We start from the raw sequence: 7914 nt of genomic DNA, 5'->3' as shown, positions 1-7914 counted from the left end.
GTTCAAGTCCCCCCTCGCGCACAGAAGACCACTTCGACGAAAAGGGCCCTGATGAGGGGCCCTTTTCTGTTGCGTGCGCGCGGTCACGGCGCACCCGGTAGCCTGGAGCCCATGCCCACGCCTGCCGACGACCTGCCCGAGGTCGCCCGCATCGCCCGCGACCTCATCCGCATCGACACCACCAACTGGGGCGAGGGCAGGGCCCGCGGCGAGCGTGAGGCCGCCGAATACGTGGGCGCCTTCCTGGAAGGGCTGGGCCTGACGCCCGAGTACCACGAGCCGGTGCCGCGGCGCACGAATGTGATGGCGCGCGTCCCGGGCCGCGATCGCGACCGGCCCGCGCTGGTCCTGCACGGCCACCTCGACGTCGTTCCGGCGATCGCCGACGACTGGTCGGTCGACCCGTTCGAGGGCGTCGTGCGCGACGGCATGCTGTGGGGCCGCGGCGCCGTGGACATGAAGGACATGGATGCCATGATCCTCACCGCCACCGCCGACCTCCTGCGCTCGGGTGAGCAGCCCGCGCGCGACCTCGTCCTCGCGTTCTTCGCCGACGAGGAGGCCGGCGGCGTCGAAGGGTCTGCTCTGGTCGTCCGGGATCGCCCCGAGTGGTTCGCCGGGGCCACCGAGGCCATCAGCGAGGTCGGCGGCTACTCGATCGCCGTCGGCGATCGACGGGCGTACCTGCTGCAGGTGGGCGAGAAGGCCCTCGCGTGGATCCGCCTCATCGCCCGAGGCGTCGCCGCGCACGGGTCGTCGCAGCACCGCGAGAACGCCGTCACGCGCCTCGCCGAGGCTGTGGCCGCCCTCGGACGCACCGAGTGGCCCATCGCACTCACCCCCGCCACCGAGCGGATGCTCGCCGACCTCGCCGCGCTCTCCGGCGCCGACCCCGCCGACGCCGATGCCGTCGTGGCCGCCGCCGGCCCGGCATCCCGCTTCCTGGGCGCGACCCTGCGCACGACCAGCAACCCGACGGGGCTGACCGCCGGCTACAAGCACAACGTGATCCCCGACCGCGCCGAGGCGCTCATCGATGTGCGCACGCTGCCGGGCACCGAGGACGCGGTGCTCGCCGATATCCGGCGCATCGTCGGCGACGGCGTCACCGTCGAGGTCGCCCACCAGGACATCGGCCTCGAGGTGCCGTTCGCCGGGTCGCTCGTGGACGCGATGGTCGCCGCACTGGACCGCCACGACCCGGGAGCACCCGTCATCCCGTACCTCATGGGCGGGGGCACCGACAACAAGGCCCTCGCAGCCCTGGGCATCGACGGCTACGGGTTCGCGCCGCTGCGGCTGCCGCCCGGGCTGGACTTCACGGGCATGTTCCACGGCGTCGACGAGCGGGTGCCGATCGACGCACTGGAGTTCGGTCGCGACGTGCTCGCCGACCTGCTGCGGACCTGCTGACACACACGGAAAGACGTCGATGCACTTCATCGAGGCGATCATCCTGGGCCTCGTCCAGGGCCTGACCGAGTTCCTCCCGATCTCGTCGAGCGCGCACCTGCGCATCCTCGGCGAGTTCCTGCCCAGCGCGCAGGATCCGGGGGCCGCGTTCACCGCCATCACGCAGATCGGCACCGAGGCGGCCGTGGTGGTCTTCTTCTGGCGGGACATCGTCCGCATCATCGGACACTGGTTCCGCGCGCTGTTCGGCCGCATCCCGCGCGACGACCCCGACGCGCGCATGGGCTGGCTCATCATCGTGGGCACCATCCCGATCGTGGTGCTGGGGCTGCTGTTCCAGGATCAGATCGAGACGGTGTTCCGGTCGATGTGGCTCATCGCGGGGATGCTCATCGTGTTCGGGGTGCTGCTGGGCATAGCCGACATGATCGGAGCCAAGCGCCGAAAGCTCGAGGACATCACCGTCGGGCAGGGCGTGATCTTCGGATTCGCGCAGGCGCTCGCGCTGATCCCCGGGGTGTCGCGCTCGGGTGGCACGATCACGGCGGGGCTGCTCATGGGCTTCGAGCGGGCGGCGGCGGCGCGCTACGCCTTCCTGCTCGCGATCCCCGCGGTGTTCGGCAGCGGCTTCTACCAGCTGTTCAAGAGCGCGGGGGAGCAGGGCCCGTTCACCCTCGCCGAGACGGGCGTGGCCACCCTCGTGGCCTTCGGCGTCGCGCTCGGGGTGATCGCGCTGTTCATGAAGTGGATCTCGCGGCGCAGCTTCATGCCGTTCGTGGTCTACCGGGTGGCGCTGGGCTCGACGCTGCTCGTGCTGCTCTCGCTCGGGGTCATCCAGCCCTGAGCGCGTACGCCGGTCAGCGGCTTCCGCGCGGGTCGTCGCGGCCGGGTTTGCCCTGGTCGCCGTCACGGCGCAGGTAGCGCTCGAAGGCCTGGGCGATCGCGTCGCCGGACGCCTCCGGATCGTCCCACGTGTCGCGGGTGCGCTCGAGCTGATGGATGTACTCCGTCATCTCGTCGTCCTCCGCCGCGGCGGCGTCGATCGTGGCCTCCCACTGGGCGGCCTGCGCGGCGAGATCGGCGCGCGGCACCGCGGCGCCGGTGAGGTCTTCGAGGCGGTCTAGGAGAGCGAGGGATGCCTTCGGCGACGGCGTGTGGCCGGCGACGTAGTGCGGCACGCTCGCCCACAGCCCGACCGTGGGGATCCCGGCCCGCTCGGCGGCGACCGACAGTGCGCTGAGGATGCCGACCGGCCCTTCATACGTGCTGCGCTCCAGTCCGAGCCCGCGCCGGAGCGCCTCGTTGTCGCTGCCGGCGAACACCGTGATCGGCCGTGTGTGCGGCACGTCCGACATCATCGAGCCGAGCGCGACGAATCCCGTGATGTCCTCGCGGAGGGCGACATCGACGATCTCGTTGGAGAACGCCTGCCAGGCCCTCGCCGGCTCGACCCCGGTGAGCAGCCACAGCTGCGTGCCGCGGCGGGTGCGCGCCGGCCGGAGCATCGTCGTGCTCGGCCAGGACAGCATCCGGTGCCCCTCGCCGTCGAGCGAGACGGACGGACGGGTGTACTGGTAGTCGAAGTACAGCTCCGGGTCGACGGCGTAGACCTCCTCGTAGGTGCTCTCGGCGCGCAGCACGCCGACCGCGGTGGTGGCGGCCTCGCCGGCATCGTTCCAGCCGTCGAAAGCCGCTACGAGCACCCGTCGCCCGAGACCGTCCATTCCACCTCCCGACCCGCTTGCGCGGTCCCTCCAGGGTAGTCGCTGCGTCCGCCACGGGCCTCGGGGTGCGCGTCGACGCCCGGCATCGCCTCCAGGCCCGCTCGGTAGGCTGGACGGGTGACCGCCCTTCTTCGCGCCGTGCTCTGGGACATGGACGGCACCCTCGTCGACACCGAGCCGTACTGGATGGCCGCCGAGACCCCGCTCGTGGAGCGGTTCGGCGGCAGCTGGACGCACGAGCAGTCCCTGAAGCTCATCGGTCTCGGCCTCGACGACGCCGCCCGCCTGTTCCAGGACGCGGGGGTGCGGATGACCGTGCCGGACATCGTGGACCATCTCACCGACGACGTCATGCGCCAGCTGGCGACCGAGGGGGTGCCCTTCCGGCCCGGAGCGCGCGATCTGCTGGCGGGCCTGCGCGAAGCCGGGATCAAGACCGCGCTGGTGACCATGTCGATGCGCCGTATGGCACGCAGCGTCGTCGACCTCATCGACTTCGATGCGTTCGACGTGGTCGTCGCCGGCGATGACGTGACCCGGCCCAAGCCCTTCCCCGACCCGTATCTGCAGGCGTGCGAGCTGCTGGGCGTCCACCCGGGGGAGACCGTGGCGATCGAGGACTCGCCGAACGGGCTGCGCAGTGCGGTCGCGGCCGGAACCGTGGCCCTCGGCGTGCCGAACATCATCTCGCTCGAGGGCGTCGGGGCGCGGGGCATCTGGCCGACGCTCGCAGGGCGCACCGCCGGCGATGTGCAGGCGTTCCACGCCGACCACGCGGCAGGAGCGAGGCGATGACCGGCGGCGCCGTGCGCGGCCCCTTCCGCTTCGGCGATCGCGTGCAGCTGACCGATTCCAAGGGGCGCCTTCGCACCATCATGCTGAAGGAGGGGGGCGAGCTCCACACGCACCACGGCGTGCTGCGGCACTCACAGCTGGTCGGACTGCCGGACGGATCGGTCGTCGAGAACAGCGCCGGCCACGAGTACCTCGCGCTGCGCCCGCTGCTGAGCGACTTCGTGATGTCGATGCCCCGCGGAGCCGCCATCGTCTACCCCAAGGACGCCGCGCAGATCATCGCGCAGGCAGACGTCTTCCCGGGTGCGACGGTCGTCGAAGCCGGCCTCGGCTCGGGAGCCCTGGCCCTGTGGCTGCTGCGGGCGATCGGCCCCGCCGGCCGGCTGGTCTCCTTCGAGCGGCGTGCCGAGTTCGCCGACGTCGCCCGGGCCAACATCGCCACCTTCCTCGGCGAGGACCCCGGAAACCACGAGATCGTGGTCGGCGATCTCGTCGACGAGCTGCCCGCGGTCCTCGCCGCCGGCGCCGTCGACCGCGTCGTCCTCGACATGCTCGCACCGTGGGACTGCATCGATGCCGTCTCCGACGCGCTGACCCCCGGCGGCGTCGTGCTGTGCTACGTCGCGACGGCCACGCAGCTGAGCCGCGTCGCCGAGTACATCCGGGGCACGGAGCGGTTCACCGAGCCGATCGCCAACGAGACGATGGTGCGCGGATGGCACGTGCAGGGCCTGGCCGTGCGGCCGGATCATCGCATGGTCGCGCATACGGGGTTCCTGCTCACCGCACGTCGCCTCGCCCCCGGAACCGTGCCCCCGGAGCGCCGACGACGGGGGAACAAGACCTCGTACAGCGACGACGACCTCGAGCTGTGGACGCCCGGCGCGGTCGGAGATCGGGAGATCACCGACCGCAATCTGCGCAAGCGCGTCCGCGAGGCCGAGCGCGCCGCCGAGGGGGCGCGCCGGGCGTCGGGGACCGGGGACGAGAACGCGTAGACTCGTCCGGTGCGCAAGTTCCCGGCTCTCCTCACAGTCCTCGGCCTCGCCACCCTGACCCTCGCAGGCTGCGCCTCCGTCGGCGCGCCGGACTGCACGCGGCCCGCGCCCGCAGACGCCGCCCTGCAGGGGCAGTTCGACATCGCCGGTGAGCCGGGCTCGTCGCCGTCCGTGTCGTTCGACACGCCGTTCCACGTCGACGAGGCGGCCACCTGGGAGACGGTCGACGGTGCCGGCACGCCCATCACCTCCGAGAGTCAGCTCGTCGCCCTCGATGTCGCGCTCTACGACGGCACCACCGGCCGTCAGCTCGTGGCCACTGCGTTCGACGGCGATCAGTCGCGCGTGTTCACGATCACCGACTGGTCTGCGACCTTCCCGGACTTCGCCACCCTCCTGAACTGCGCATCCGAAGGATCGCGGGTGGCCATCGCACTGCCGTACGACGGTCTCGCCGCGGAGACCGCCGAAGCACTCGGCATGGGCGAGGGCGATGCCGCGCTCGCCGTGGTCGACGTCAACAAGGTCTTCCTCGCCCGCGCCACCGGGACAACGGTGTTCAACGACGCGCACAACCTGCCCACCGTGGTGCGTGCCCCGAACGGCCAGCCCGGCATCATCGTCCCGGATGCGCCGGCGCCGACGGACATCGTCGTGCAGACCCTCATCCGCGGCGACGGCCCGGCCCTCACCGCCGACGACACGGTGCGGGTCAACTACACGAGCGTGCCGTTCGAGGTCGCCGGCGACGTCCTCGACACCACCTGGGGGAGGGCGCCCGCGTCGGTTTCCGTGGGCACGGCCGCCACGCCCGGCTTCACCGAGGCGCTCACCGGCCAGACCGTCGGCTCGCAGGTGCTGCTCGTCGTCCCCGCCGATCAGTCCGGCTCGGACGAGGCCGTCGTCTACGTCATCGACATCCTCGGCGTCGACGTCGTCGCACCGGCTGCGCAGTGACGCTTCGGTGAGCACCGCCCGGCGTCGATCTAGGATGGGGGCGTGCCCGCCAAGATCACGCCTCAGGAGCGCCTGCTCAGTCTGATCGTGGCGCTCATGGCGAGCGAGCGGGGGCTGACGAAGGAGCAGGTGCTCTCCACGGTGTCCGGGTACCGCGAGGCCCGCGATGAGGGACGCTCGCAGGATGCCCTCGAGCGGATGTTCGAGCGCGACAAGGAGGAGCTGCGCACCCTCGGCGTCCCGCTGCACACGGTCGGAGACCCGGCGGACCCGGACGACCTGCGTGAAGCCCGCTACCGCATCCCCAAGACCGAGTACGTCCTGCCCGAGGACCTGACCTTCACGGCGGCCGAGATCGCGGTGCTCAATCTCGCCGGTGCGGTGTGGAGCGAGGAGTCCGTCTCCGCGGACGCGCAGAGCGCGCTGCGCAAGATCCGGGCGCTCGGCCTCGAGATCGACGAGCCGATCATCGGCTTCGCGCCGCGCGTCAGCCTGCGCGACCCCGCCTTCCCCGCCCTGCGACGCGCCAACGAGGAGGGCAAGGTGGTGCGATTCGCGTATGTCAAGCCGGGCGACGAGATCTCCCGCGTGCGTCGCGTGTCGCCGCTGGCGATCTTCGAGTACGAAGGTCGGTGGCATGTCTACGGCATCGATCTGGACATCGACGAGGAGCGGACCTTCCTGCTCTCGCGCATCGTCGGCCCGGTCGAGCTGACCCGCGAGACGTTCGACACCGCCGAGCGGGAGGGTGCGGGTGCCCGCGCGCTGGAGCAGCTCGCCGAGGTCGCCGCGCGCAATGTGGCTGTCATCGCGGTCATGCCCGAGACCGAAGCGGCGCTGCGGCTGCGTCGACGCGGCACAGCAGACGGCGACCCGCAGCAGGAGCACCGCCTCCACGTCCACTACGTCGACATCCACATCCTCGCCGACGAGCTGGCATCGTACGGCCCGGAGGTGCGCGTCCTCGCACCGGAGGAGCTTCGCGACGAGGTGGTGGCGCGACTGGAGCGCGTCGTGGCGCTGCACGGTTCCAAGGCGGGGGTCGCATGAACGCCGATCCCGTCCGCCGGAATCCCGTCGCCGCCGACCGCGTCGCGATCGTGATGACACTCGTGCCGTACGTGATCGAGCACGGGCCGACGAAGGTCGAGGACGCCGCGCGGCTGTTCGGGGTGACCCCCGCGGTCATGCGGGAGATGGTCGAGAACCTCAACGTCATCGGCCTTCCCGGCGGCATGGACAACGAGCTCTTCTCGATCGACTGGGACGCGTTCGACGAGCAGGACGAGATCGTCCTGGTGAACGTCGTCGCGTTCGAGCGCGCCCCGCGGCTGTCGTCGCGGGAGGCGGCGGCCCTGCTCGCCGGGCTGCAGTACGCGCAGGCGGTCCCCGCCGTCGCGGAGCAGGGCGTGGTCGCCGGCCTGCTCGCCAAGCTCGCCCGCGGCGCCGGGGCCCCGCCCGGCGAGCTGGTCTTCGCGCCCGACCCCGTCGACGACGTGCGGGCGACCGTGTCGGAGGCGATGACGAGGCGGCGGGCGGTGTCGTTCACCTACCGTCCCATCGACGCCGAGGTGATGACGCGCACCGTCGACCCGATCCGCATCCTCGCGATCGACGCGCAGTGGTATCTGCGCGGCTGGTGCCACCTGCGCAGGGCGGTGCGCACGTTCCACCTGGAGCGGGTCAGCGACCTGGTGGTCACCGACATCCCCGCCGGCGAGCACGACGACCGCGAGACGGAGCTGTTCGCAGGACCCAGCGGCGAGACGGTGGCACGCATCGCGTACGCCGACCACGTCGCGCCGCTGCTCGGGCAGTACCTGGATCATGCGGACGTGTCCGAGGACCCGGATGCCGCGGACCGGTCGATCGCGACGCTGCACGTGAGCGACCCGCGCGTGCTGAAGCGCCTCGCGACCCGACGCGGGGGAGCGGTGGAGGTGCTCGAGCCCGCCGAGGCGCGTCAGGCCGCGGTCGAGTGGGCCGCGGCCGGGCTCGATCGATATCGGGAGTGACACGCGGCGCGG

At 71.6% G+C, this 7914-nt stretch carries 8 protein-coding genes; 7 read left to right on the top strand and 1 reads right to left on the bottom strand.

All coding sequences use genetic code 11. The annotated features are described in order from the left end of the window. Positions 1 to 111: 111 nt before the first annotated feature. Both ACIWQI_RS14685 and ACIWQI_RS14680 read left to right on the top strand, forming a co-directional pair. Positions 112 to 1413, top strand: coding sequence for a M20/M25/M40 family metallo-hydrolase (locus ACIWQI_RS14685; protein WP_396658515.1), 1302 nt, complete (start codon positions 112 to 114; stop codon positions 1411 to 1413). A gap of 19 nt (positions 1414 to 1432) precedes the next feature. After that, the gene (locus ACIWQI_RS14680; RefSeq protein WP_396658513.1) at positions 1433 to 2257 is read left to right on the top strand and encodes an undecaprenyl-diphosphate phosphatase; all 825 of its coding nucleotides are present in this window, start codon (positions 1433 to 1435) and stop codon (positions 2255 to 2257) included. 13 nt (positions 2258 to 2270) lie between these two features. Here the strand turns inward: ACIWQI_RS14680 and ACIWQI_RS14675 are convergent, their stop codons facing one another. Continuing rightward, on the bottom strand, positions 2271 to 3137 hold the full coding sequence (locus ACIWQI_RS14675) for a PAC2 family protein (protein ID WP_396658511.1): 867 nt from the start codon (positions 3135 to 3137) through the stop codon (positions 2271 to 2273). 117 nt (positions 3138 to 3254) lie between these two features. Here ACIWQI_RS14675 and ACIWQI_RS14670 point away from each other — a divergent pair, with 117 nt between their 5' ends. The 5 genes from ACIWQI_RS14670 to ACIWQI_RS14650 are packed head-to-tail and all read left to right on the top strand — an operon-like array spanning position 3255 to position 7902. Beyond that, entirely contained in the window at positions 3255 to 3932 is a 678-nt protein-coding gene (locus tag ACIWQI_RS14670) for an HAD family hydrolase (protein ID WP_396658509.1), read from the top strand. Continuing rightward, the gene (locus ACIWQI_RS14665; RefSeq protein WP_396658508.1) at positions 3929 to 4930 is read left to right on the top strand and encodes a tRNA (adenine-N1)-methyltransferase; all 1002 of its coding nucleotides are present in this window, start codon (positions 3929 to 3931) and stop codon (positions 4928 to 4930) included. Before ACIWQI_RS14670 ends, ACIWQI_RS14665 begins: the two co-directional genes overlap by 4 nt. A 9-nt stretch (positions 4931 to 4939) precedes the next feature. Beyond that, on the top strand, positions 4940 to 5887 hold the full coding sequence (locus tag ACIWQI_RS14660; RefSeq protein WP_396658506.1) for an FKBP-type peptidyl-prolyl cis-trans isomerase: 948 nt from the start codon (positions 4940 to 4942) through the stop codon (positions 5885 to 5887). A 42-nt stretch (positions 5888 to 5929) separates the two neighbouring features. Further along, positions 5930 to 6937: a helix-turn-helix transcriptional regulator gene (locus tag ACIWQI_RS14655; RefSeq protein WP_396658504.1), complete on the top strand. Its 1008-nt coding sequence runs from the start codon at positions 5930 to 5932 to the stop codon at positions 6935 to 6937. Beyond that, entirely contained in the window at positions 6934 to 7902 is a 969-nt protein-coding gene (locus ACIWQI_RS14650; RefSeq protein ID WP_396658502.1) for a helix-turn-helix transcriptional regulator, read from the top strand. The genes ACIWQI_RS14655 and ACIWQI_RS14650 overlap by 4 nt, the downstream gene beginning before the upstream one ends. Positions 7903 to 7914: the final 12 nt, after the last annotated feature.

This window comes from Microbacterium sp., assembly GCF_044508325.1.
In the GTDB taxonomy this organism is placed as follows: domain Bacteria; phylum Actinomycetota; class Actinomycetes; order Actinomycetales; family Microbacteriaceae; genus Microbacterium.
This window is presented reverse-complemented; position numbering and strand designations above follow the sequence as displayed.

What these genes read in the sequence shown, in the direction of transcription:
- ACIWQI_RS14680 (WP_396658513.1), top strand. Translation starts at nt 1,433, where the DNA reads ATGCACTTCATCGAGGCGATCATCCTGGGCCTCGTCCAGGGCCTGACC.
- ACIWQI_RS14665 (WP_396658508.1), top strand. Translation starts at nt 3,929, where the DNA reads ATGACCGGCGGCGCCGTGCGCGGCCCCTTCCGCTTCGGCGATCGCGTG.
- ACIWQI_RS14650 (WP_396658502.1), top strand. Translation starts at nt 6,934, where the DNA reads ATGAACGCCGATCCCGTCCGCCGGAATCCCGTCGCCGCCGACCGCGTC.
- ACIWQI_RS14685 (WP_396658515.1), top strand. Translation starts at nt 112, where the DNA reads ATGCCCACGCCTGCCGACGACCTGCCCGAGGTCGCCCGCATCGCCCGC.
- ACIWQI_RS14675 (WP_396658511.1), bottom strand. Translation starts at nt 3,137, where the DNA reads ATGGACGGTCTCGGGCGACGGGTGCTCGTAGCGGCTTTCGACGGCTGG.